Raw genomic sequence first — 23,911 nt, forward strand, 5'->3', positions numbered from 1 at the left:
CGATTTTCTGTCTACATTTATGTTGCTGAATCGGCCTGATGAAGCGTTAACTGTGCAAATTCCAATTTTTAAAATTCAAAGAGGACGCATATGACTCAATATCGCGGTGGGGCCGGGAATTTTGCGGCCGACAAAGAGCGTGCTGCTGAAGCAGGACGCAAAGGAGGCCAGAAAAGCGGCGGTAACTTCAAGAACGATCCTGAACGTGCCATTGAAGCGGGGCGCAAGGGAGGTAAGGTTAGCCGCCGGAGCTGAACGTCTTTAACACTGCTGTGACGGCAGGGTTACTCTGTTAGCCGGGCATTTTGAATCTGTTTAGTTCCTCGTGAAGATAATTACACCCTGAATTATGTCATTGCTCCATCATTGGCAATGGCGGGAGCTGTTAATTGAACCGGAAGGGTTTACCCTTCCGGTTTTTTATTTCCGATCGATTAAAGCTATACGGTTAAATACAACTTTGTACAGGTAAGTTTTTGACTGGTACTTTTTTATGCAGTTAATCTTAAAAAATGTATACAACGATTTATTACTTTGTACAAAATCCAGCGCAGCTAACGAAGCGGCAACGATAAAAACATTATTCAGCTAAATCTTTGCTGTAAAAAGGAAAATGCATTTTACATGCCACTTTTGTCTTAAATTCATACTGATGCAGCGTGCGATATTAAGAATCTCCACTAGACTTTTCAGGTGTCAACGATATGACTGGCGCTGCGTTATTACAGACGCAGCTTTTTAATCAATGAGGCTATCTTATGACAGTGAAAACGTTAAACGATCTGTTCATCCATGACTTATCCGATGTATACAGCGCTGAGAAGCAGATAACCCGTGCATTGCCTAAAATGGCGCGTGCAGCCAGTGACGAAAATCTTATCGCTGCGTTTAATCAGCATCTGGAAGAGACCCGTGCTCAGATTGAACGACTCGACGAACTGGTGGAAGTAACACCTGAAGTCAAAATCAAACGAATGAAATGTCATGCGCTGGAAGGTCTGGTTGAAGAAGCGCAGGAAATTATCGACTCGGTCGAGAAGGGCGAGATTCGCGATCAGGGGCTGATCGGTGCGGCGCAGAAAGTTGAGCATTATGAGATTGCCACCTACGGTACGCTGCATGCGCTGGCGCTGAAGCTGGGTTACACCAAAGCCGCACAGCTGCTGGAAGAAACCCTGAATGAAGAGAAGCAAACGGATGAGAAGCTCACCTCGGTAGCCGAGTCTATTACCGTCTCTTAAGGAGTAATACATGACTGCGATTGAACATTATCACGACTGGCTGCGCGATGCGCATGCGATGGAAAAACAAGCAGAAAGCATGCTGAGCAAGATGTCAGGTCGTCTTGAACACTATCCGGCGCTGGAACAGCGTCTGGCGCAACATCTGGATGAAACTAAACATCAGCTGACTCTGCTGGAACAGCTGCTCGACAGCCACGGTATCGATCACTCTGTAATGAAAGATGCGATGGGCAAAATGGCAGCCACCGGCCAGGCCGTGGGCGGCATGTTTAACTCAGATGAAGTGGTGAAGGGCGCTATCAGTGGCTATGTATTCGAAAATGCCGAGATCGCCAGCTACACCAGCCTGATCGCCGCGGCTGAGCAGGTCGGTGATGCGCAGGGCGTGCGCATACTGAATGAGATCCGCGATCAGGAAGTGGCGATGGCGGAGTGGCTGCTGCAGCACCTGCCTGAAGTGACACAGCAGTTCCTGCAACGTGCGTCACAACCAGGCACTGAAGCGAAGAAGTAGCGCTGAATAGCCTGCATGAAACATGAAAAAGCCGGGATAACCCGGCTTTTTGCGTTTTAAAGGTTTACCGGCTGCGATACTCAGTCAGCCATTAAATGCCCATACATCGTCATCAGCTTACGTGTAACGCCGTTAGTCCAGCCGAATCCATCCTGTAACGGATACTCACCACCACCGCCTGGGCGGGCGCGCTCGCCGCTGATGTCATACTTCTCTACCAGCTTATGGTGCAACTGATAGAAGTTGTTGACCGTGTTGAGCCAGTTCACTGCCACTTCAGTCGCCAGCGTCTCTTCACCGTAATTATTCAGGCCAACAACCGCCATCCATTGCATCGGTGCCCAGCCGTTGGGTCGATCCCACTGCTCACCGCTTTCCACCATTGAGGTCAGCAGGCCGCCGTTGCTCAGTAGCAAATGCCGTAGCGAGATCGATTGCAGGTGCGCCTGATGCGGCGTTGCAAGACCGACAAACAGCGGAACCACGGAGGCGACGGTAAAGGCACCGAAACGCTCCCGACGCCAGTCGTAGTCACGGAACACACCGGCGGTGCTGTCCCAGAGATAACGGGTAATCGCACGTTTGCGCGCTTCCGCTTTTTTCTGCCAGGCCAGCGCGGTCAGCTCTTCGCCTTTCGCGTGCGACAGGGTGGCGATCATCAGCTCCAGCTTGTACAGGAACGAGTTCAGATCGATAGGAATAAACTGCGTGGTACGGATGCTCGACAGCCGTTTCGGGTTACGCAGCCAGCGCGAGGAGTAATCCCAGCCCGATTCCGCTCCGGCACGCAGGTCACGATACACTTCGCTGGCCGGACGTTTCGATTCGCGGGCAGTTTCCACATCTTCGATCCACGACTCATCGCGCGGCGTATCGCGGTCATCCCAGTAGCGGTTCAGCAGTGAGCCGTTTGGCATCCGCACTACGTGACGATAAGCCTGGTTCGGCATCAGTGAACCGGCACCGTCCATCCAGAACTGATACTCCTTCATCAGCTGTTCCTGATAGCGCTTAGCACCGCGCACGCCATCTTCTTCGAACAGCTCAACCATCAGGGCAAACACCGGCGGCTGCGAGCGGCTGAGGTAATAGGTACGGTTGCCGTTTGGCACATGACCGTAGTTATCGATCAGCCAGGCAAAGTTATCCGCCATGTGACGCAGCAGATCGTCGCGGCCCGATTCTGCCAGGCCGAGCATGGTGAAGTAAGAGTCCCAGTAGTAGGTTTCGCCAAAACGTCCGCCCGGCACCACATAGGGTTTGGGTAATGGCAGCAGCGATGAGTGCGGCATATGCTGCTGCGGCATTTTGGTCAGAACCGGCCACAGGTCGTCGATATGCTCATTGAGCGTTTTATCCGGGTTGGAGACATAAAAGCTTTCGTTTACGCCAGGCAGATAAAAGTGATCGGCGACAAAACGCGACAGGTCAAAATCACTGCTGCGTTTCTGTCGACGATAGCGCATCAGCACATCCAGCGGATCGTACTTGGGCGAACAGTCGGGGAAGGTTTTGCTGTCCTCGAAAATCCGCGACATCTGAACATGTTCAAACAGTTCCAGATAACGATCGGCAGGGGTCAGCGCATCCGGCGCCGGCAAGCCTTCAATCAGCTCCGGCTCCGGTTCAGAATCCTGCATGCGATCCAGCTTCAGTTCATGGGGATCGTATTGATACTCAACTTCCGCCCCGGCACGAACCTCTTCAAGTGCATTTTGTTGCTGGCGATGGGTATTAATAACGGCCTCCTGAACGGTCGTGGTTGCACAAAGGACAAATTATAGACCTCTCATCCTGCGGAACAACAATGCAGAATATCTATGAACGTAATAAATATTGTCGATTAATCGAGGTTTTTGGATAAATTCCAGACAATTCAACCAAATATAACGCTGTTCACAAAAAACGCATTTCAGATGAATCTCTTAGCGACCTGAATAAAAAAATTTAACCTGAAGAAAACTGGCATTTATTCACATTTTGTAAAAGAAACCGCAGCCGCAAAGAGTGCAGAAAGTGGCATACCCAACGGGAATTCGGGCAGGAAGGTGAGGTGAGCGGACCAGCTTGCCCGCTCATGAGAGACAGAATTAACGGTTCGCCAGTGCCGCGCGAATGACTGCCTGCCAGGTGGTGGTGGGGCGACCGATGAGCTGGCTCAGCTGACGGGAGTCATCGAACAAACCGCCTTTCTCTGCACCGGCATCAGAATCCGCCAGCATTTCCGCCAGACCTTCTGGCAGGCCTGCGTTTTTCAGCGCCGCCGCAAACTCACTCTGAGAGAGATTGACGTAATCAACCTTCTCACCGCTCTGTGCGGCAATCTCCGCAGCAAACTGCGCCAGCGTGTAGCTGTCATCACCTGCCAGTTCATACACTTTGCCCGCCTGATCCTCACGGGTCATCACTTCTGCCGCCGCTTCAGCATAATCCTGACGCGCTGCCGAGGCGATACGACCTTCACCCGCTGCGCCAATAAACGCATGATGCGCCAGCGCCGGTGGGATGCTGGCTGCGTAGTTCTCGCTGTACCAGCCGTTACGCAGCAGGGCGAACGGGATGCCAGAGGCTTTCAGCAGCGCTTCTGTTGCACGGTGTTCAACGCCCAGGCCCAGCGGCGAGGTATCTGCATGCAACAGGCTGGTATAGGCGATAAAGCCCACGCCCGCCGCCCGAGCAGCCTCGATGACGGCTTTATGCTGCGCTTCACGCTGGCCCACTTCACTACCGGAGATCAGTAGCAGCTTATCCACGCCTGCAAAAGCGGCCTCCAGCGTCTCTGGCTGGCCATAATCGGCCTGGCGGACAATGACGCCCAGCGCTGCGAGATCGGCCGCTTTGGCAGGCGTACGGACGGCGGCAACAATTTCTCCCGCCGGGACTTTTTTCAGTAATGCATCAATCACGAAACGGCCCAGCTGGCCGGTGGCACCTGTAACTGCAATCATGTTAATACTCCTGTGGCTGTTGGTGAAATTCAGACTAGTGTATAAACTAATTTTTAGTAAGTACTTACAGAATTGTTAGTTTGAGGTGGATAAGTTAAATGTCTGAAAAAATGAGTGAAAAATTTATCCGCGGCGAATTGCTCAACGTCAACTGCCCGTCACGCGACGTGCTGAAACGCGTGACCAGCCGCTGGAGCGTATTAATTCTGCTGGCCCTGCAGGACCAGACGCTGCGCTTCAGCGCGTTGCGCCGGACGGTCGGTGGCGTCAGCGAGCGGATGCTGGCGCAGAATCTGCGCTACCTGGAAGAAGATGGCTTCGTGCAGCGTATCGCCTACGATGTGGTGCCACCGCACGTGGAATATCGCTTAACCCCGCTTGGACGCGAAGTCGGTGAACAGGTTGTGGGGCTGGCTGACTGGCTGGAGCTGAACCTGAGCCGGATTCTGGCACAGCGCGAAAAATCTGCGGCAGAGTAAAATCACCCTGTATCAGCCGTCATAACGTGACGGCATGGGTATACTCGCTGCAAATTTCTGACCCCATTTGTCTGTTATCTCACTTCCTGAAAGCGCGATAACGTAACGGCAGCGCAAATAATCCCGGCGCTCTTTTCGCACGGTTGCTGGTTATTAAATCGTTTTATGAATCTCTGGCCCGGAATAATCGACTGCCCGCAGCGCGCTGTTAATTCATACCTTCTTTTTGACTCATTTTATTAACATCTCTGATGGCGCTTAAAAGCGCCGTTCTGCGTTTTTTCTGTCAGAAGTTATAGCTGCATTAGCCAGGCAAAAGCAAAAAAGCAAACAAAGCGGCAGAGGTAACTATTTACTCTTTTAACCTGTTAAAAAATAAGGGTATTTAATTTAGACGCTCTAAAATTTGACCTTTACTCAATCAGGGTTTATAACAAAATAGTGTCTGAAAACAGCCTGTTGAAGGCAATTTGCGGGCAAGGTTCGCTTTAGCGCGATCGATTTTTAAAGTACAAATTACCGTAACATTAACGACACATAAACACGCTCTGATTAACCTTTAGGCCTTATTTTTAAATAAATAATTCCCGTCAAAAACAATGATCAGAATCAATAAAGACTGTTATAGTTTTCATTAACCCCACTGTTTCTATTTCCTCGCCGCGAATAGTTTTAAATTTGCGGCGGGAATTTCAATAAGCGCAGAGAACCAGGCGCATCAGGCTTAAGTTGTTAATTATAAGTAAATACATGGTGTTCTATGTGGCAAAGAGGTAAGCAATGTTCGGATTAGATGCCTTTCATCTGGCCAGGATTCAGTTCGCATTTACTGTTTCCTTCCATATTATCTTTCCCGCCATCACCATCGGTCTCGCCAGTTTTCTGGCCGTGCTCGAAGGTATGTGGCTCAAAACCCGCGATCACACCTATCGCGATCTCTACCATTTCTGGTCGAAAATCTTTGCCGTTAACTTCGGCATGGGTGTGGTATCAGGACTGGTCATGGCTTATCAGTTCGGGACAAACTGGAGCGGCTTCTCGGAGTTTGCTGGCAGTATCACCGGTCCGCTGCTGACCTATGAAGTACTGACCGCGTTCTTCCTGGAAGCGGGCTTCCTGGGCGTGATGCTGTTTGGCTGGAATCGCGTGGGTCCCGGGCTGCACTTCTTTGCCACCTGCATGGTCGCCCTCGGTACGCTGATTTCCACCTTCTGGATCCTGGCCTCTAACAGCTGGATGCATACGCCTCAGGGCTACATCATTCAGAATGGCATCGTGGTTCCGCAGGACTGGTTCAAAATCGTCTTTAACCCCTCATTCCCTTATCGCCTGTTCCATATGTCCGTAGCGGCGTTCCTGGCGAGTGCTTTCTTTGTGGGATCGTCGGCGGCCTGGCATCTGCTGAAGGGGAATAACAATCCCGCAATCCGCAAGATGTTCTCAATGGCGTTGTGGATGGCACTGATTGTCGCGCCGATTCAGGCGATGATTGGTGATGCTCATGGTCTGAATACGCTGGAACATCAGCCTGCTAAAATCGCGGCGATTGAAGGGCACTGGGAAAACCCACCGGGGGAAGCCACACCGCTGATCCTGTTCGGGATCCCCGACATGGAGCAGGAACGTACCAAGTATGCGCTGGAGGTGCCTTATCTTGGCAGCCTGATTCTGACGCATAGCCTGGACAAGCAGGTCCCGGCGCTGAAGTCCTTCCCGAAAGAGGACCGGCCTAATTCAACGGTCATCTTCTGGTCCTTCCGCGTGATGGTAGCGCTGGGCCTGCTGATGATTACGCTGGGCGTGGTCAGCCTGTGGCTGCGTTTCAAAGGGCGTCTCTATGAGTCGCGTCCTTTCCTGTGGTTTGCGCTATTGATGGGGCCATCGGGTCTGATTGCGATTCTGGCAGGCTGGTTTACCACTGAAATCGGTCGTCAGCCGTGGGTGGTCTATGGCGTGCAGCGCACGATTGATGCGGTCTCGGCACATGGGGATATGCACATGAGCATCAGCCTGCTGGCCTTTATTCTGGTCTACAGCTCGGTGTTCGGCGTGGGGTATCACTACATGATGCGTCTGATTAAGCAGGGACCGGTTACCGGCGAAGGCCATATCACCGAAGAGGGTGGTCCTGGCCAGAAGAAAACCCCGGCGCGTCCGCTTTCCGCTGCCACCTTTAAGGATGGAGACCACTAAGATGATCGATTATTCCGTTATCTGGTTTGCGATTATCGTTTTCGCAACCCTGATGTATATCGTGATGGATGGCTTCGACCTGGGTATTGGTCTGCTGTTCCCGTTCAATAAAGATGCTGGCGAGCGCGACATGATGGTTAACACCGTCGCGCCGGTCTGGGACGGAAATGAAACCTGGCTGGTTCTGGGCGGGGCTGGCCTGTTCGGCGCGTTCCCGCTGGCCTATGCGGTGATTGCCGATGCGCTGTCGATTCCGCTGACCGCTATGCTGATTGGCCTGATTTTCCGTGGCGTCGCCTTTGAGTTCCGTTTCAAGGCCGTAGAAGGCCATCGGGCGTTCTGGGATAAGTCGTTTATTGCTGGTTCTGTCATCGCCACCTTCAGTCAGGGTGTGGCCGTGGGTGCGTTGCTGGATGGCATTCCGGTTGAGGGACGCCGTTTTGCCGGTTCCGCAATGGACTGGCTGGCACCGTTCCCGCTGTTCTGCGGCGTGGGTCTGGTTGTTGCCTACGCGTTGCTGGGCTGCACCTGGCTTATCATGAAGACCGAGAACGAACTGCACCGTAAAATGTCTGCGCTGGCTACGCCGCTGGTGATTGCGCTGTTAGTGATTATCGGCATCATCAGCCTGTGGACACCGTTTGCGCATGCGGATATCGCGCATCGCTGGTTCAGCAAACCCAACCTGTTCCTGTTCCTGCCGGTTCCGGTATTGGTGCTGCTCTGTTCCTGGGGCATTGTGCGCGCCATTAAGCGCGAGGCGCACTATTCACCGTTCCTGCTGACGCTGGCGCTGATCTTCCTGGGCTTCTCCGGGCTGGGCATCAGTATCTGGCCAAACATTATTCCGCCATCAGTGACCATCTGGGCTGCCGCCTCACCGCCGCAGAGCCAGGCCTTTATGCTGGTGGGTAGCCTGCTGATTATCCCGATGATACTGGGCTACACCTTCTGGAGCTACTACGTGTTCCGTGGAAAAATCAAAGCAGACGCAGGATATCATTGATATGAAAAGCCTCAGCAGCATGAAAGACCACAATCACAATGAAGAAACGAAAGCGCCATGGTGGAAGCGTGTGATGTGGCTGGTGTTTATCTATGCCGCCAGCGTGCTGGCGCTGGGCGTTGTCGCCTCGCTGTTCCGTATGATGATGACAGCGGCCGGAATGCGCAGTCATTAGTTGTCGCAGGCTCCGTCTTACAGCTATCCGGCGCAGTTTTTATCAATAATCAGAAGGCTGACGACAGTCAGCCTTTTTTAGTTAGTAACCTAAGCAATTAATGCGGAAACGCCCTGAACGGGCGCGCAATGCTTACCCTTTCCTTACACCGATTTGCGATTTTTGTTATCCTTTTGTAACTGAAATCCCAGTCCTAACCCGCGTCGTAAATCGCCATCATGCTCAGTCAGGCCATTAAAAAACAGCACATCAACGATCTGGTCGAGTGGATTGAAGCCAATCTCACCGACGATCTTAATATCGATCAGATTACCCTCAAGTCAGGTTATTCCAAATGGCACATGCAGCGCATGTTTAAGGAGATGACCGGACAGACCCTGGCGGCTTACACCCGTAAACGGCGTCTGACGATGGCCGCTATGGCGCTGCGTCTGACGCGCATGACGCTGATCGATATCGCCGTACGTTTTGGTTTTGATAACCAACAAAATTTTACCCGGGTATTCAAAGGTCACTTTTCGCTGACGCCTGGCGCGTTTCGCCGTATTCCCCATTTGCCGGTTAAAAACTTCCATGGCCGCATTCTGGTGCGATCGCTGGCAGAGCGTGCAACGCTGGTGGAGCGTGAGGAAGAGCTGCATCTGTGCGGAGAAACGCTGGAGTGGGAGTGTAAGTTTGGCGATTACATTGCCGATCGCGATCACCGGGTGGCCGAACAGGCGCGGCAACTGGTGACGCTGGCGGGCAGCCGCGTGTCGCAGGGCTGGTTAGGCTTTCAGTATGGCCCCGGCCATAGCTCTGCTGATCAGCAAAATATCAGCCTGTTTCAGGCGCTGGAGCCGCAAAATGCCGGGCTGCTGGGTGACAACACCGCCAGCTGGAGCGAGGTTCGTGGACTCTATGCGTCGATCCGCTGGAGCGGCAGCCCGGAGCAGCTGACACGCTTTATCGAGGATATCTACTATCAGCATCTGCCAGCACTGGGTGTGTCACGTCGTCCCGGTAAAGATCTGCTGCGTCTCGATTTTGCGCACTGTAAGCCCGACTGGCTGAGCGGCGTTTTTTCTATTCCGGTGATGCAGGCGTAGCCAGCAGGGCAGGGTGTGTGGCTCCCGACCCTGTTAATGCATAATTCGTGCGGTAAACCGTGACAAACCGCACGATTTTATAAAATAACTCGCCGTTCTGGCGTAAAATCCTCTCCCGAAACCCTGCCATGCCTGAATCATCGTGCATCTGTGCCAGGGCTGGAATATTTACCTGCATTTCAGGCCTTTTCTGGTCAAAAAAACAAACGAAGACAACTATGCGACGCTTAATGATTTCACTGATTTTGGCATTGCCTGTCATGGCGATGGCGCAACAGGCTGAACCTTTTTCACCTCCTGCCGGACTGCATCCGCACTCTCAGGCCACCCAGCATGAAATTCTGGGTGATGGTGAGCTGCCGGAACACACCAGCAGCAATCCTTCCCTCTCCGGATTCAACGACACACTGTAAGTGGTCACGCGCTGCCAGAATGTGCGGCGCAACATCATGCCCGGCTCGTCAGGAGCCGGACAGTTTCCGCCTTCTCTGCCTGCCCCCATAAACACGCCGCACCTGCTGATTACCTCTCACTGAACGCTCTTATCAGGGCCGCTCTTCGTCTGCACTACGCACACCCGTACAGGCATAAAATATATCTTAAGCCGCTGGATCGCATTTTTCGTTCTTGCAGTGAAGATATATCATAGCTAATCTTGGCACTTCAGATGAGAATGATTGTTATTCCATGATTGTCAGCATGCCCTTGAGTCACGGGCATCCATCCCGTTTCAGGAGAGAAATTTTGCCTGTATCAGCCGATCAGCGTGTACCACAGCGCGTCCGTAATGAATTGCGTTTCCGTCATATTCAGGTCGCGAGTAAAACTAACATTGCCGGTAAATTCTGGCGTATCCGGTTCAGCGGCAGCGATCTGGCGGGCTTTACGTCGCCAGGCTTTGATGACCACATTAAGGTTTTCTTCCCTTCCGCTGAAGGAGCCACACTGGCTCTGCCACAAATCACCGATGCGGGGATTGTCTGGCCCGAAGGGCTGCGTCCGCAGGCGCGTGATTACACACCGCTGGAATTCGATGGTGAATCTTCACTGACCCTCGATTTCTATATTCATGAGCAGGGCGTAGCCAGTGACTGGGCAACTCAGGCGCAGCCTGGCGATCGGTTGATTGTCGGCGGCCCACGCGGTTCGCTGGTGGTGCCGACCGATTACGCATTCCAGCTCTATGTCTGTGATGAAACCGGGCTGCCGGCTTTTGCGCGCCGTCAGCGTGACGCCCGGGCGCAGGCGCTGCATCTCTATGCTTTTACCGATGAAGCGACGGGCCGCGACTATTTATCTGATACGGCTGATGTGACGACAAACTGGCTCGGCAGCGGCCAGATGCAGAAAGCGCAGCTCAGCCAGCTGATTGCCCGGCTGGATCAGATCACTATCCCGACGGAAGATTACTTTGTCTGGCTGACCGGCGAAGGTGAGTTTGTTAAAGCGCTGTGTGACTACTTTACGGTGCAGCGCGGCCTCAACAGTGACTTCGTGCGGGCGGTGGCCTACTGGCACCAGAAGTAAGCCGCTAAGGCAATTGAGTTTTGCCAGGCGGCGCACTACCATCAATCCCACTTTTTTCGCAGCAGGGCAGGCCATGAAACAGCATCCGACTTCCACTTCATCTGACGATCAGAATGCGCGCGCAGGAAGTTGCAGCGGACGGCGCAAGCGACGTGAAAAGATGCTGGAAGCGAGTGAGATTCGCCTGCTGATGCTCCATTTCCTGGCGCAGAATGCTGCGCACGGCTATGAGCTGATCAAGTCTGTTGAGGAGCTGTCAAAGGGAGAGTATTCGCCCAGTCCGGGGATCATTTACCCCAACCTGACGCTGCTGGAAGAGATGGAGGCGATTCAGGTGGTGGATGCGCAGGCAACGCGTAAAGCCTACCGCCTGACGGCAGCGGGAGAGGCGCAGCTGGCAGAGAATCGTGAAACGGTCACCAGCCTGATTACACGGCTCTCTACGCTGGCGATTCTGGTCAATAACCGCAGCATTCCTGCTGTTGAGCAGGCGATTCATGGGCTGAAGGTCGCGCTGAACCAGCGGCTTGCGCAGGAAGATATCTCAGAAGCCGCGCTGCAGACGCTGATTAAGGCGCTGCACGACGCGGCAGAAAAAATCACCCACAGCTAATCGCGGAATTAGCTGACTTCAGTTTTGTGTTTGTCGATGTGACCCAGCGTACGATCCGGAAAGCAGATGTCCCGCACACGCTGTTTCAGCGTGGTTGCATCCGGGAAGCCACCATCCCGCTTACGTTCCCACAGCAGATGCTCATCCAGCGTAATCTCAAAGATACCGCCGGTGCCCGGTTTCAGCGTCACCTCCGCCAGATCCTCAGCGAACGTATGCAGAAGTTCCTGTGCCATCCACGCTGACCGCATCAGCCAGTTGCATTGCATACAGTAGTGAATAACAACCACAGGTTTTTGCGCCATAACTCTATTCCTTTACGTGTTGATAAATGCCAATGCATTCGGGTTAACAATTTGTGCGCTGTGGTTTATATCTAAATGTAAATAAGATTGATAATGATTATCAGTTGCATTAAATTCCGGGCGATAATTACTACACCAGCATGATGTTCTGACTTTTCACGGCTTTATGCGGAGCCGTTTTACTGTTGCCAGCAAGCAAGTGAGCGAATACTAACAATTAATCAGGTAATTCGCGCCTATGTCACCACGTTTTCGGAGATTGACGCAACCGCGTCTGACTCAACTGGCGTTGCTCGCCACCTTCATCAATACCACCTGCACTTATGCTGCGGGCAGTGAATCTGCCACGCTAACCCTTTCTGACCGCTATGGCAGCAGTGCCGAACCGGTAATGACGGTGACGGCACCGGAAATCAAAAAAACGGCAGGCAGTAAAACCTCGCTCTCTGCCAGCGATCTGCAACAGCGTGGTGCCAGTGACTTTGGATCGATCATGCGCTATGAACCGCTGATCAGTGCTACCGGTACACGTGGTGGTTCATCAGCCGGTAAGAGCGGTTTTGATCGGGTCGGTTATACCGGCTACAACATTCGTGGCCTCGAAAGCAACCGCGTCGGTCTGGATGTGGACGGCATTCCGTTGCCGCAGGCCACTGGCCGCAGCTATGTAGGACGCGCAGGTCTCGACAGCTTTGGCATTGGCCGCGATTACATCGATCCTTATATGTTTGGCCGTATTGAGATTGAGAAGGGCGCCACAGCAGTAGAACAGCCGAACACCTCGATTGGCGGCAACGTCTCGTTCCGTAATAAGTCTCCCGACGATTACCTGCATCCCGGAAAAGCGACCGCGTTCAGTTATCAGAGCGACTATGACTCATCCAGTCGCAGCTGGCATAACGGCATCACCGCCGCTGCCGGTGACGATGAACTGCGCGGCATCTTTGTTTACAGTCGCCGCGACGGTCAGCAGACCCGTAATAACAGCGGCACGCTGGATGCGTATCCCGCTAACTGGCACTCCGACGCCTTTATGACCTCCGGCATCTGGCAGCCCAATGATGCTCACAAGCTCAGCGCGACGGTCGATTACTATCACAAAACCCACCACAGCCATTACGACAGCTGGAGCACTTCAGGCAATACAGTCTGGGGGACGGCACAGCAGCAGAGTGATACCCGCCGCTGGGGCATCAGCCTGGCGGATGAGTACACCCCTTACAATGACCTGATCGACAGCCTGACGACCCGCGTTTACTGGCAGCAGACCCAGGCGCATGACAACACCCGGATGCCGTCGAGTGCCACCGCCAGGCAAACCGTCTATTCCGACTACAACAGCGACAGCTACGGTTTTGACACCCGCGCGCTCAAAAGCGTCGGGCGACATGAACTGAGCGCCGGGCTGAATGCGCGCCTGGTGGATACTGAGCGACCTTTCCGTCAGTCACCGCCAGCCAGTGCTTTTACTGCGATTATGCAGCCGCAGGCTAACAGTCGCAGCTACAGCGTGGGTGGTTATCTGCAGGATACCATCAGCTTCGATGCTGACGGACATCGGGCGGCTATCGTGCCAGGCGCGCGCGTGGCCTACCAGAACACCCGACCGCGTGATGTGGCGACGCTGACCACTAACAGTAGCGTGCTCGACGCCAGCGAAGTTTCAGCGCTCTATGGATCGCCAAACAGCGACACCCAGATATTGCCGTCGATCGCCTTCCAGTACGATCTGACACCGAAGCTGATGACTTATCTGCAATATACCCGTGGCGCGCAGTTCCCCAACGATACCCAGCTTTATGGTTCATGGAACCTTGGCTCCAGCTATGCCGGCACCGCGCAGTATGCGCTGATTGGTAATGCAGATCTGAAAACCGAAACCAGCAACAACTATGAGTGGGGTGTAAAAGGAGAGGTGGCAAAAGGCGTCACGCTTAACGCTGCCGCTTTTTATAACGACTATAAAAACTTTATTGCCTTTACCCGCTACAGCCGGGCGGCTAATCCGGGTCAGTTCGTCAATGTGCCTGCCAACATTTACACCACCTATCAGGCGGAGAACCGCGATAAAGCCTACATCTACGGGGCTGAAATCAGCAGTAAAGTGAACTTCGGCAGCTGGTTCAGCGAGGTCGAGGGTCTGAGCGCCAATCTGGCGTTTGGTTATACGCAGGGCGCGGCAAAGTCGAGCTACCTTGGTGACCGCTACATCGACCTTGAGAGTGTTGCCCCGATGAAAGCGATCGTCGGACTCGCCTGGGATGATGAGGCGCGCGGCTACGGTGCCGCCGTTACCGCTACCTTTGTCAAAGGTAAGCAAGCCAGCGCGACTAACCGCGAAAGCTTCGCTAACAACGGCAGCAGCCTGGCCGACTCCAGCACCGATTACATGCGGGTGCCGGGTTATGGCATGGTGGATATGACTGCTTACTGGCGTGTCGCGCACAACGTCAGGCTGAGTGGCGGGCTTTACAACATAACCGATCGCAAATATCGGGATTACCTCAGCAGCCGTGAACTGACCAGCGCCACTCAGCAGGAGCGCAACGATCAGGCACTGGCCGTGATGCCGGGCCGTACTTTCCAGTTAGGTGTTAACGTCGATTTTTGATAGCCGTCGCCCTGCGCTGATGCAGGGCATTACTAAGAGAGCCTGAGTCATGAACCCGATTTATCAGCACTATCTTGTCCTTAAAGGTGAACAACCGAACAAATATGCCCGCGACCTGGCCGCGCTGATCGGCATCAGCGAAGCGGAATTGTGTGAAGCGCGCATCGGCGTTGATGCCGTGGCGCTGAAACGCGATTTTCCGGCGTTGCTGAAGGCACTGGGCGCAGTCGGCGAAACCAAAAACATTACCCGTAACGCTTATGCGGTACATGAACACTTGGGTGAATACCACAATGTGCAGATTGGCGCACATGGTGGCCTGGTGCTAAATCCCCGTGCGCTCGATCTGCGCCTGTTCGTCGGTCAGTGGTGCAGCGCCTTTGCTCTGCAGGAGCCGACCGGGCAGGGCGTTCGTCACAGCATTCAGATTTTTGATCGTCATGGCGATGCGGTACTGAAAGTTTACGCCACGGAGCAGACCAGCATGGCAGCGTGGCAGACGCTGATCGCCGACTTTACCGACGCCGCGACGACGCCGCTCGTGGTTGAGCCGGTTGCCGCTGCTCCCCTGACGGAGGCGATTGATGCCACCGCCATCGACCGTGAATGGCGCGCCATGACCGATGTTCATCAGTTTTTCGCGTTGCTGAAGCGCCACCAGGTATCTCGGCCGCAGGCGTTTCGCGCGGTGGGTGAAGATCTCGCCTGGCAGACCGGCAACGACGCGCTTGAGCGCCTGCTACAGATGGCACAGCAGGCGGGCAATGAAATTATGATTTTTGTCGGCAACCGTGGCTGTACTCAGATTTTCACCGGCAGGGTAGAGAAGCTGCAGCCAGTGGAAAACTGGCTCAACATCTTCAATCCGCAGTTCACGCTGCATCTGATGGCTGATCAGATCAGCGAAAGCTGGGTAACACGCAAGCCAACGGGTGATGGCTTTGTTACCAGCCTGGAACTGTTCGCTGCCGACGGCACGCAGATCGCCCAGCTCTACGGTCAGCGCACGGAAGGTACGCCAGAGCAGTCACGCTGGCGCGAGCAGATTGGCGCACTCCGCACGCCGGGAGCGGCGGCATGAAAAGAGCGATGCTGTTATGGCTGCTGATGACGCTGCCATCACTGGCGGCGGAGCGGGTGGTGTCGATTGGCGGTGACGTCACTCAGATTATCTATGCGCTGGATGCCCAGTCACAGCTGGTGGCGCGCGACAGCACCAGTCTGCGTCCGGCGCAGGCCGCCCGACTGCCGGACGTGGGTTATATGCGTCAGCTCAACGCCGAAGGCATTCTGGCACTGAAACCGACGCTGGTGATCGCCAGCGCGCAGGTGCAACCGTCGCTGGTGCTGCAACAGATTGCCCGCGCGGGCGTCAGGGTGGTCACGGTCAGCGGCGACAGCAGCCTGCAGGCAATTCCGCAGAAAATTATCACTGTGGGCCAGGCGCTGCAGCGTGAAAGCGAAGCTCAGGCACTGGCGCAGCAAATGACGCAGCAGATTCGCCAGTTGCCGCAGCAACCGCTGCCGGTAAAAGTGCTCTACATCATGGCCAACAGCGGCATGAAGTCGATGGCGGCTGGAAATCAGACTGCGGCCGATGGCGCCATTCGCAGCGCCGGGCTGGAGAATGCTATGGGCCCGGTGCCGCACTATCAGGCACTGTCGCAGGAAGGGGTGATCGCCGCCGCGCCGGATCTGGTGGTAATAGGCGAGGATGGCCTGAAAACCCTGGGCGGCGAAGCGCAGCTGTGGCAGTTACCGGGTCTGGCGCTGACGCCTGCCGGGCAGCAGCATCGTCTGCTGGTGATCGACACCATGGCACTGCTGGGGTTTGGTCTTGATACGCCGCGGGCAATCGTGAAATTGCGTCAGGCGGCGGAATCGCTGAACCATGATTAAGGATAATGCGCTGCGTGGCCTGGTGCTGATGCTGATCTTCCTGCTGGTGGCGATGGTGCTGGCGGCAAATCTGGGGGCGATGTCGCTTTCAGTGCGGGCGCTGTGGCAGGCACCGCTCAGCGATCTTATCTGGCAGATCTGGCTGGATATCCGTCTGCCGCGCGTGCTGCTGGCGGTGGTGATGGGCATGGCGCTGGCAGTCTCTGGCGCAGTGATGCAGGGTGTTTTTCGTAACCCACTGGCCGATCCCGGTTTGCTGGGGATCAGCAGTGGGGCGGGACTGGCGGTGGCGCTGGCAATCATTATTCCACTGGCGTTGCCGGCACCGCTGGCATTGTGGCTACCGATGATCGCCGCGTTTATCGGCAGTCTGCTGGTTACACTGCTGATCTTCAGTTTCAGTCGGCTGGCGCGCGGCAATCTTTCGCGGCTGTTGCTGGTCGGCATTGCGATTAATGCGTTGTGCGGGGCGGCGGTAGGCGTGCTGTCATGGCTGAGCAACGACCAGCAGCTGCGCCAGCTGTCGCTATGGGGCATGGGAAGCCTCAGCCAGGCACAGTGGCCCGCACTGCTGATCTGCCTGCTGCTGATTCTGCCAGCCTTGCTGCTGTTACAGACCCGTGCCCGCCACCTTAACCTGCTGCAGTCGGGTGAAGAGGATGCGCACTACATGGGCGTTGATGTGAAGCGTACTCAGCATCAGCTGCTGATCCTCAGTGCGTTGCTGGTCGGTACGGCGGTCTCGGTCAGCGGCGTGATCGGCTTCGTCGGACTGGTGGTGCCACACGTGATGCGTTTTTGCCTTGGCGGCGATCACCGCTGGCTGCTGCCCGGCTCAGCGCTGGCGGGGGCGATTCTGCTGCTGCTGGCCGATACGCTGGCGCGCACTCTGGTGGTTCCGGCCGAGATGCCGGTGGGGCTGCTGACCAGCCTGATTGGTGGTCCGTGGTTTCTCTGGCTGATTCTGCGTCAACAGCGAGGGCTGGAGTGATGGAAATTTTACAGGCCAGGGGATTGTGTCTCGCGCGCGGCGGCAAAACCGTTATTGATAACCTCGACGTCACGCTGTCAGGTGGCGAGCTGGTGGCGCTGATTGGCCCCAACGGCGCAGGTAAGTCGACGCTACTGCGGATGCTGACGGGATTTCTGTCGCCCGATCGGGGCGAGTGCTGGCTGGGCGATCGACGGCTGACGGCATGGCCGCGTGAGCAGCTGGCACGACGCCGGGCAGTGATGCGCCAGCAGAACAACCTGACGTTTGCACAGTCTGCGCAGTCGGTCGTGGCGATGGGCCGTGCGCCCTGGCCTGAGGCGCAGACGTCGCAGATTGTGGCTGAGGTCATGCGGCTGACCGGTTGTGAAGGGCTGGTGCAGCGCGATTACCGCCAGCTCTCTGGCGGTGAACAACAACGGGTTCAGCTGGCACGGGTGCTGGCACAGCTCTGGCAGGAGGGAAGACCACGCGGCTGGCTGTTTCTGGATGAGCCGACTTCGGCGCTGGATCTCTTCTGGCAGCAGCAAACCCTGCGTTTACTGCGCCAGCTGACGCGCGCCGGAGATCTCACCGTCTGCACCGTGTTACATGACCTTAATCAGGCCTCATTGTGGGCCGATCGCATACTGCTGCTGCACGCAGGCCGACTGGTGGCACAAGGCTCGCCGCAGACGGTCATGACGGAAGCGACGCTGACGCGCTGGTACCAGGCCGATCTGCAGGTAGTGGCGCATACCGGGAGTGGACAGCCGCATATCCAGCTGCGTATTTAGACCGTTTCGCTTTAAAAACATTGCCTTGCGCGGTTTTATTCGCTGATTTTGCGCTATACCTGGAGTTCCGGACAGATTCAAGGAGACCATAATGGCAAAATCATTAGATCAGACCGCTGAGCAACTGGGTAATATTTTACTCTCTTCCGGACTTCATCTGGCGACTGCCGAATCCTGTACCGCCGGGCTGATCAGCATGACGCTGGCCGCGGTGGAAAACAGCGGAGATTTTTATACCAGCGGCTTTGTGACCTACAGCGAAAATGCCAAAATCCGTCTGCTGGGGGTGCGCCCTGACACGCTGAAACAGCATACGGCGGTGAGCGAACAGACGGCGCGGGAGATGGTGCAGGGCGCCTGCGCCCGCTCTGGCGAGCCGGTGGGATTATCTATTACCGGCTATGCCGGACCGGATGGCGGCGAAGATGGTACACCGGCGGGCACCATCTGGTTTGGCTGGGTATTGCCCGACGGCAGAGACGAAGCGGAGTGCCATCAGTTCAGCGGCGATCCGAAATCGGTGATGGAGCAGGGGACACAGTTCGCGCTGGAAGGACTCATAAAACGGCTGCAGCGAGCCGATCGTTAAAGGCGCGAAACGCGCCTTTAAACAGGATTAGCGACAGTCGACAATCAGACGACCCTGCACTTTGCCATCCAGCAATGCCTGCGCACCTTCTCTGGCTTCACTTAGCGGGATCACCCGGCTCAGCTTACTGAGCCGTTCGCTATCCATCAGCTCACCGAGTCGTTGCCACGCCTGCTGACGAAGCGGCTTCGGACACATCACGCTATCGACACCGGCCAGCGTAACGCCACGCAAAATAAAGGGTGCGACGCTGGCTGGCAGGTCGAGTCCCTGCGCCATACCACAGGCGGCAACCGCGCCGTCGCGCTGGGTGGCGGCCAGCACATTCGCCAGGGTATGACTGCCTACGCTGTCTATCGCGGCGGCCCAGCGCTCTTTTGCCAGTGGCTTGCCGGGTTGGGAGAGTTCTTCACGGTCAATGACCGATGCCGCGCCCAGCGTATCAATCAGATAGGCATGGTCGCTGGTACGCCCGCTGGAAGCGATCACCTGATAACCCAGACGCGCCAGCAGGCTGACGCTATAGCTGCCGACGCCGCCACTGGCACCGGTTACCAGTACCGGCCCCTGTTCAGGTGTAATGCCCTGTTTTTCCAGCGCCATCACGCAGAGCATTGCGGTCAGTCCCGCCGTACCGATTGCCATGGTTTGCAGCGGACTCAGCGTGGCGGGCGGGCGCACCAGCCAGTCGCCACTGACGCTGGCTTTCTGTGCCAGGCCGCCCCACTGTTTTTCGCCCACGCCCCAGCCCGTCAGCAGCGCCACATCATCCTCTTTCCAGTCGGGATGGCGGCTGGCCGTCACCCGGCCAACAAAATCGATACCTGGCACCATCGGGAACTGGCGCACAATCGGGCCTTTGTTACAGATAGCCAGGGCATCTTTGTAGTTCAGGGATGAGTAGCTGACGTCGAGCGTGACATCGTGGTCGGGCAGTTGAGATTCGGGGAGATCTTTCAGCAGGGAACGGTAACCTTGTTCGTCATTTTCAATGACCAGTGCCTTGAACATGCAGCCTCCGGCAGAGTGGGAAAGAGAAGATCAGTTTACGCCTGGCAGATGCAATGCGGTAGGGCAATGGTCGCGTCTGCAGGCAATGGCGACAACACGAGCGGAAAAGCACGCTGACAGCGGCAGTGAGTTAAGTGCATAAATCTGCATATAATTCAGATAATTAGTCGCATTATGAATTTTTCATGATAAATAGACTATAAAAATCATATTGTTACATGCTAAGGATGTGACTGAATAATTACCTGGTTCGGGTTGTCCATGCCTGAAAAAGATGACATTATGACCGCCACTTTTTGACCCTGCTTCTTTGCCACAGAGGACGTCGCCATGTCCGGTTCACCGCGCATCCGCCCGGATTACCGTTCGCTTTTTCCGGCGCTCACCGGGTTATCCTCTTTTCCGATATCTCCGTTATTCACCATGCGGTGAGGCCTGCCGGGCAGCGGCTATGGATCTGCTCTCCACGGGCTGCGTAACGCCTTCTGACTGTTAAGTATTCGCCGGGGCACTGTCCCCATAATTGTGCCTCTGGCACTTCCTCCCTGACGTTAGGGATTCTGTTATGACTCCACTGAAAATTGCTGCCAGCGCCGCTGTGGCGCCCAGTCTGACCCTGAACACTGCGCGAGACGTGGTGACGCTGGATAACACCGACTTCACTGATGTGGCGGCGGTTGTCGTCTCGCTGGCGGATACCCGTAGCGGCGTGCTGGCGCTGCTGCGTCATACCGGCTTTAATCTGCCGGTGTTTGTCGCTAACGCGTTTGAAGAAGAGGTGATGCACCTGCCCGGCGTCAGCGGTGAGCTGAATGGCGATCCTCAGGAGTGGATCACGCTGGAAGCGGCTGCGCAGGCGTATGAAGCGGCGCTGCTGCCCCCTTTCTTCGAGACGCTGACCCGCTATGTCGATATGCAGAACAGCACCTTTGCCTGTCCCGGACATCAGGGCGGTGCTTTCTTTAAAAAGCATCCGGCGGGCAAACAGTTTTATGACTTCTACGGCGAGAATGTTTTCCGGTCTGATATGTGCAATGCCGACGTCAAACTGGGCGATCTGCTGATCCACGAAGGCTCGGCCAAAGATGCGCAGAAGTATGCGGCAAAGGTGTTCAACGCCGATAAAACCTACTTTGTGCTCAACGGTACCTCAAGTGCCAACAAAGTGGTGACCAATGCGCTGCTGACGCGTGGCGATCTGGTGCTGTTCGACCGCAACAATCACAAGTCGAACCATCATGGTGCGCTGATTCAGGCGGGCGCGACCCCGGTTTATCTTGAAGCGACGCGCAATCCTTTCGGCTTTATTGGCGGCATTGACGCGCACTGTTTTGATGAGGCTTATCTGCGCGAGCAGATCGCGGCCGTGGCTCCGCAGCGCGCGGCTGAAGAGCGGCCTTTCCGTCTGGCGATCATCCAGTTGGGCACCTACGACGGCACGGTCTACAACGCGCGCCAGGTAGTGGATCGCATCGGCCATCTGTGTGATTACATCCTGTTTGATTCCGCGTGGCTCGGCTATGAGCAGTTCATTCCACTGATGGAAGGCTGTTCGCCGCTGACCCTGCAACTGAATGAGAACGATCCCGGCATTTTTGTCACGCAGTCAGTGCATAAGCAGCTGGCAGGTTTTTCGCAGACTTCGCAGATCCATAAAAAAGATAATCATATTCGCGGACAGCGCCGCTTCTGCCCGCATAAGCGACTGAATAACGCCTTTATGCTGCACGCATCCACCAGTCCGTTTTATCCGCTGTTTGCCGCGCTGGATATCAACGCCAGAATGCATCAGGGGGAAGCGGGGCGTCGTATGTGGGATGAGTGCGTCACGCTGGGTATTGAGGCGCGTAAAGCGATCCTGGATCGCTGTGAGATGATCCTGCCGTTTGTGCCTGAGACGGTGGATGGTCAGCGCTGGCAGGATGCGCCCACTGAGACGATCGCCCGCGATCTGCGCTACTTCAGCTTTGAACCGCAGGCGAAGTGGCACGGTTTCGCGGGTTATGCGCGCGATCAGTATCGGGTGGATCCCTGCAAACTGCTGCTGACCACGCCGGGGATTGATGCGGCCAGCGGTGAGTATAGTGATTTCGGGATTCCGGCGACCATTCTGGCGAACTATCTGCGCGAAAACGGCATTGTGCCGGAGAAGTGCGATCTCAACTCAATCCTGTTCCTGCTGACCCCGGCAGAGAGTCCGGAGAAGATGGCGAATCTGGTGGCGATGCTGGCGCAGTTCGAACAGCACGTCAAAGAGGATGCGCCGCTGGCCGAAGTGCTGCCGACCATTTACCGCAAAAATGCTGAACGCTATGCCGGGTATACCCTGCGTCGCCTCTGCCAGGAGATGCACGACCTTTACGTCAGTCACAACGTCAAGGATCTGCAGCGCCTGATGTTCCGCGCCGCGGAGTTCCCGCCGGTCAGGGTGAATCCGCAGGATGCGCATCAGGCTTATATTCGCGGCGAAGTGGAGCTGGTGCCGATAGCCGAAGCGCAAGGCCGGGTTGCCGCGGAAGGTGCACTGCCTTATCCACCGGGTGTGCTGTGCGTAGTCCCGGGGGAAGTCTGGGGCGGCGCGGTGCAGCGTTACTTCCTGGCGCTGGAAGAGGGGCTTAATCTGCTGCCTGGCTTCTCACCAGAGCTGCAGGGCGTTTACACCGAAGAGGATGACCAGGGACAGAAGTATCTGGTGGCCAATATGATAGTGGGGCGCTGATCTGAGCGTAGGCAGAGGCGGGTAGCGGCCCGCCTGCCTTTTTGTTCGCTGCGCGAACGGGCTATGAGAAGGTTTCGCCTGGCGGCGGTGTACGCTTTGCAGCGAGCTGGCACTTAATGGGTTTTCGCCTGGCAGCGGGCTACGCTTTGCAGCGGGTATGCACTGAGCAGGTTTTGCCCGGCAGGCCCTGGGTTCGCTGCGCGAACGGGCTGTGAGAGGTTTTCGTTCGCTTAGCCGCGGGCTAACACTGAGCGGGTTCCGCCCGCCAGGCGATGGGGAGTTTCAGGTTGCCTGAGCAGGCGGACGCGTCAAGGGGCGGACGCCCGCCCCTTAACTATCCCGGCGTCCGGCTGCCTGCGCGCCCCGCTGTGCGGGGTGCCTTCGTCACGCCCTGCGGCCGACGGACCGTCCGGACTCGCCATCCCTGGCTCGAGCCGTCCTTTCGCCGACGTCCTGTCGGCTCATCCTGGCCTGCGGTTGTTCCTCAGCGCTTCGGACGCCTCTGGGAAACCCCCGCCTGTGATTTCTTTATGTTTTCTTTGGTGCACAGTTGCCTGGTGGTCTGAAAGCCAGTCTCAATTCCTGAAGTTCACCGCAACAATCTTAGTTACCTGAAAACGAGATAACAGCGGGTAGGGTTGAATGCCATTCTGTGTGCTGAGCCGAAAGTCAGAGGCAATCCCAAAAAAATACAGCGATAAAGTACCCGGCATAACAAGATGAGATAACAGCGGGTGGGTTGAATAACATTCGGTCTGCTGAGCCAAAAGTCAGAGGCAATCCCAAAAAAACTACAGCGAAAAAGCACTCAACATAAAAGCAGAAATAACAGCGGGCGAGTTGAATGCCATTCTGTTTGCTGAGCCGAAAGTCAGAGGCAATCCCAAACTCACAGCGACAGCGAACCCAATATAAGAAGAAAAGATAACAGCGAGGGGGTGGGGAGGCCGTCAGAGCCGCTGAGCGGATGAGGGATTTCAGGACGAGCGACAGGGATGTCGCGAAGAGGCGGGTTCGCGCCATGGATGGCGCGTCCCGCCGTTCCGTGAGAAATCCTGAAGAGGCGAAGGAACCGCGAAGCGGCGGTGAAGCAGGCCGGAGCCCGGGGTCAAGGGGGCGCGGCGACTGGCGCCCCCTTGTCGGTCGCCTGCAGAGGCGAATCTGAAACTGCCCGGCTAATCAGGCGAACGAAACCTTCTCATAGCCCGTTCGCGCAGCGAACA

At 55.7% G+C, this 23,911-nt stretch carries 22 protein-coding genes; 18 read left to right on the forward strand and 4 right to left on the reverse strand.

From position 1 onward, the window contains the following. The first annotated feature begins 90 nt into the window (after positions 1-90). The 3 genes from OK412_RS20970 (at position 91) to OK412_RS20980 (ending at position 1,758) form a co-directional block, all read left to right on the forward strand. Complete coding sequence (locus OK412_RS20970; RefSeq protein ID WP_004571242.1) at positions 91-255, forward strand: general stress protein; 165 nt, start codon at positions 91-93, stop codon at positions 253-255. A 503-nt stretch (positions 256-758) separates the two neighbouring features. After that, on the forward strand, positions 759-1,241 hold the full coding sequence (locus OK412_RS20975) for a ferritin-like domain-containing protein (protein WP_033758778.1): 483 nt from the start codon (positions 759-761) through the stop codon (positions 1,239-1,241). A 10-nt stretch (positions 1,242-1,251) separates the two neighbouring features. Continuing rightward, entirely contained in the window at positions 1,252-1,758 is a 507-nt protein-coding gene (locus OK412_RS20980) for a ferritin-like domain-containing protein (RefSeq protein ID WP_033758779.1), read from the forward strand. 80 nt (positions 1,759-1,838) lie between these two features. Here OK412_RS20980 and treF read toward each other — a convergent pair whose 3' ends face one another. Beyond that, positions 1,839-3,497 carry an alpha,alpha-trehalase TreF gene (gene treF, locus OK412_RS20985; RefSeq protein WP_045139632.1) on the reverse strand — a complete coding sequence of 553 codons (1,659 nt, stop codon included), beginning with the start codon at positions 3,495-3,497 and terminating at the stop codon, positions 1,839-1,841. A 351-nt stretch (positions 3,498-3,848) separates the two neighbouring features. Then, a complete protein-coding gene (locus OK412_RS20990; RefSeq protein WP_010671088.1) occupies positions 3,849-4,706 on the reverse strand; it encodes an SDR family oxidoreductase in 858 nt (285 codons plus the stop codon). 98 nt (positions 4,707-4,804) lie between these two features. Between OK412_RS20990 and OK412_RS20995 the strand changes: the two genes are divergently transcribed. From OK412_RS20995 to OK412_RS21030, 8 genes are all read left to right on the forward strand, one after another. Further along, the gene (locus tag OK412_RS20995; protein WP_010248931.1) at positions 4,805-5,185 is read left to right on the forward strand and encodes a winged helix-turn-helix transcriptional regulator; all 381 of its coding nucleotides are present in this window, start codon (positions 4,805-4,807) and stop codon (positions 5,183-5,185) included. Between the two features lie 780 nt (positions 5,186-5,965). Then, on the forward strand, positions 5,966-7,378 hold the full coding sequence (locus OK412_RS21000; RefSeq protein WP_010671087.1) for a cytochrome ubiquinol oxidase subunit I: 1,413 nt from the start codon (positions 5,966-5,968) through the stop codon (positions 7,376-7,378). A 1-nt stretch (position 7,379) separates the two neighbouring features. Continuing rightward, the gene (gene cydB / locus OK412_RS21005; protein WP_010248926.1) at positions 7,380-8,384 is read left to right on the forward strand and encodes a cytochrome d ubiquinol oxidase subunit II; all 1,005 of its coding nucleotides are present in this window, start codon (positions 7,380-7,382) and stop codon (positions 8,382-8,384) included. 1 nt (position 8,385) lies between these two features. Further along, positions 8,386-8,559 carry a DUF2474 domain-containing protein gene (locus OK412_RS21010; RefSeq protein ID WP_010671086.1) on the forward strand — a complete coding sequence of 58 codons (174 nt, stop codon included), beginning with the start codon at positions 8,386-8,388 and terminating at the stop codon, positions 8,557-8,559. 218 nt (positions 8,560-8,777) lie between these two features. Beyond that, positions 8,778-9,647, forward strand: coding sequence for a helix-turn-helix domain-containing protein (locus OK412_RS21015; protein ID WP_264353510.1), 870 nt, complete (start codon positions 8,778-8,780; stop codon positions 9,645-9,647). Between the two features lie 218 nt (positions 9,648-9,865). Then, positions 9,866-10,060, forward strand: coding sequence for a hypothetical protein (locus OK412_RS21020; protein ID WP_010671084.1), 195 nt, complete (start codon positions 9,866-9,868; stop codon positions 10,058-10,060). Between the two features lie 331 nt (positions 10,061-10,391). Beyond that, a complete protein-coding gene (locus OK412_RS21025; RefSeq protein WP_022623856.1) occupies positions 10,392-11,174 on the forward strand; it encodes a siderophore-interacting protein in 783 nt (260 codons plus the stop codon). Positions 11,175-11,247: 73 nt separating this feature from the next. Continuing rightward, complete coding sequence (locus tag OK412_RS21030) at positions 11,248-11,787, forward strand: PadR family transcriptional regulator (RefSeq protein ID WP_264353511.1); 540 nt, start codon at positions 11,248-11,250, stop codon at positions 11,785-11,787. An 8-nt stretch (positions 11,788-11,795) separates the two neighbouring features. On the opposite strand, the gene OK412_RS21035 is transcribed toward OK412_RS21030, so the two are convergent. Beyond that, entirely contained in the window at positions 11,796-12,092 is a 297-nt protein-coding gene (locus OK412_RS21035; protein ID WP_010248912.1) for a SelT/SelW/SelH family protein, read from the reverse strand. Between the two features lie 238 nt (positions 12,093-12,330). On the opposite strand from OK412_RS21035, the gene OK412_RS21040 reads away from it, so the two are divergent. The 6 genes from OK412_RS21040 to OK412_RS21065 all read left to right on the forward strand — a co-directional run bounded on the left by OK412_RS21040 (position 12,331) and on the right by OK412_RS21065 (position 18,958). Continuing rightward, positions 12,331-14,703: a TonB-dependent receptor domain-containing protein gene (locus tag OK412_RS21040; protein WP_264353512.1), complete on the forward strand. Its 2,373-nt coding sequence runs from the start codon at positions 12,331-12,333 to the stop codon at positions 14,701-14,703. A gap of 49 nt (positions 14,704-14,752) precedes the next feature. After that, on the forward strand, positions 14,753-15,784 hold the full coding sequence (locus OK412_RS21045; protein ID WP_264353513.1) for a hemin-degrading factor: 1,032 nt from the start codon (positions 14,753-14,755) through the stop codon (positions 15,782-15,784). Beyond that, entirely contained in the window at positions 15,781-16,602 is an 822-nt protein-coding gene (locus tag OK412_RS21050; protein WP_264353514.1) for a heme/hemin ABC transporter substrate-binding protein, read from the forward strand. The genes OK412_RS21045 and OK412_RS21050 overlap by 4 nt, the downstream gene beginning before the upstream one ends. Then, positions 16,595-17,593 (forward strand): FecCD family ABC transporter permease, encoded by a 999-nt coding sequence (locus OK412_RS21055; protein WP_010248904.1) that lies wholly within the window; start codon positions 16,595-16,597, stop codon positions 17,591-17,593. The genes OK412_RS21050 and OK412_RS21055 overlap by 8 nt, the downstream gene beginning before the upstream one ends. Further along, complete coding sequence (locus tag OK412_RS21060; protein ID WP_264353515.1) at positions 17,593-18,369, forward strand: heme ABC transporter ATP-binding protein; 777 nt, start codon at positions 17,593-17,595, stop codon at positions 18,367-18,369. Before OK412_RS21055 ends, OK412_RS21060 begins: the two co-directional genes overlap by 1 nt. Before the next feature lie 91 nt (positions 18,370-18,460). Next, positions 18,461-18,958 carry a CinA family protein gene (locus OK412_RS21065; RefSeq protein WP_010671076.1) on the forward strand — a complete coding sequence of 166 codons (498 nt, stop codon included), beginning with the start codon at positions 18,461-18,463 and terminating at the stop codon, positions 18,956-18,958. A gap of 27 nt (positions 18,959-18,985) precedes the next feature. On the opposite strand, the gene OK412_RS21070 is transcribed toward OK412_RS21065, so the two are convergent. Next, positions 18,986-19,969, reverse strand: coding sequence for an MDR family oxidoreductase (locus OK412_RS21070; protein WP_064689971.1), 984 nt, complete (start codon positions 19,967-19,969; stop codon positions 18,986-18,988). Positions 19,970-20,534: 565 nt separating this feature from the next. On the opposite strand from OK412_RS21070, the gene OK412_RS21075 reads away from it, so the two are divergent. Further along, the gene (locus tag OK412_RS21075) at positions 20,535-22,688 is read left to right on the forward strand and encodes an ornithine decarboxylase (RefSeq protein ID WP_264353516.1); all 2,154 of its coding nucleotides are present in this window, start codon (positions 20,535-20,537) and stop codon (positions 22,686-22,688) included. Positions 22,689-23,911 lie beyond the last annotated feature (1,223 nt).

The organism is Pantoea sp. JV6 (genome assembly GCF_025910055.1).
GTDB classification, from domain to species: domain Bacteria; phylum Pseudomonadota; class Gammaproteobacteria; order Enterobacterales; family Enterobacteriaceae; genus Pantoea; species Pantoea agglomerans.

Bases quoted from the DNA above. Each gene is read 5' to 3' on its own strand.
- OK412_RS20970 (WP_004571242.1), top strand. From the start codon at position 91: ATGACTCAATATCGCGGTGGGGCCGGGAATTTTGCGGCCGACAAAGAG.
- OK412_RS20975 (WP_033758778.1), top strand. From the start codon at position 759: ATGACAGTGAAAACGTTAAACGATCTGTTCATCCATGACTTATCCGAT.
- OK412_RS20980 (WP_033758779.1), top strand. From the start codon at position 1,252: ATGACTGCGATTGAACATTATCACGACTGGCTGCGCGATGCGCATGCG.
- OK412_RS20990 (WP_010671088.1), bottom strand. From the start codon at position 4,706: ATGATTGCAGTTACAGGTGCCACCGGCCAGCTGGGCCGTTTCGTGATT.
- OK412_RS20995 (WP_010248931.1), top strand. From the start codon at position 4,805: ATGTCTGAAAAAATGAGTGAAAAATTTATCCGCGGCGAATTGCTCAAC.
- OK412_RS21000 (WP_010671087.1), top strand. From the start codon at position 5,966: ATGTTCGGATTAGATGCCTTTCATCTGGCCAGGATTCAGTTCGCATTT.
- cydB (WP_010248926.1), top strand. From the start codon at position 7,380: ATGATCGATTATTCCGTTATCTGGTTTGCGATTATCGTTTTCGCAACC.
- OK412_RS21010 (WP_010671086.1), top strand. From the start codon at position 8,386: ATGAAAAGCCTCAGCAGCATGAAAGACCACAATCACAATGAAGAAACG.
- OK412_RS21015 (WP_264353510.1), top strand. From the start codon at position 8,778: ATGCTCAGTCAGGCCATTAAAAAACAGCACATCAACGATCTGGTCGAG.
- OK412_RS21020 (WP_010671084.1), top strand. From the start codon at position 9,866: ATGCGACGCTTAATGATTTCACTGATTTTGGCATTGCCTGTCATGGCG.
- OK412_RS21030 (WP_264353511.1), top strand. From the start codon at position 11,248: ATGAAACAGCATCCGACTTCCACTTCATCTGACGATCAGAATGCGCGC.
- OK412_RS21035 (WP_010248912.1), bottom strand. From the start codon at position 12,092: ATGGCGCAAAAACCTGTGGTTGTTATTCACTACTGTATGCAATGCAAC.
- OK412_RS21040 (WP_264353512.1), top strand. From the start codon at position 12,331: ATGTCACCACGTTTTCGGAGATTGACGCAACCGCGTCTGACTCAACTG.
- OK412_RS21045 (WP_264353513.1), top strand. From the start codon at position 14,753: ATGAACCCGATTTATCAGCACTATCTTGTCCTTAAAGGTGAACAACCG.
- OK412_RS21050 (WP_264353514.1), top strand. From the start codon at position 15,781: ATGAAAAGAGCGATGCTGTTATGGCTGCTGATGACGCTGCCATCACTG.
- OK412_RS21055 (WP_010248904.1), top strand. From the start codon at position 16,595: ATGATTAAGGATAATGCGCTGCGTGGCCTGGTGCTGATGCTGATCTTC.
- OK412_RS21060 (WP_264353515.1), top strand. From the start codon at position 17,593: ATGGAAATTTTACAGGCCAGGGGATTGTGTCTCGCGCGCGGCGGCAAA.
- OK412_RS21065 (WP_010671076.1), top strand. From the start codon at position 18,461: ATGGCAAAATCATTAGATCAGACCGCTGAGCAACTGGGTAATATTTTA.
- OK412_RS21070 (WP_064689971.1), bottom strand. From the start codon at position 19,969: ATGTTCAAGGCACTGGTCATTGAAAATGACGAACAAGGTTACCGTTCC.
- OK412_RS21075 (WP_264353516.1), top strand. From the start codon at position 20,535: ATGACTCCACTGAAAATTGCTGCCAGCGCCGCTGTGGCGCCCAGTCTG.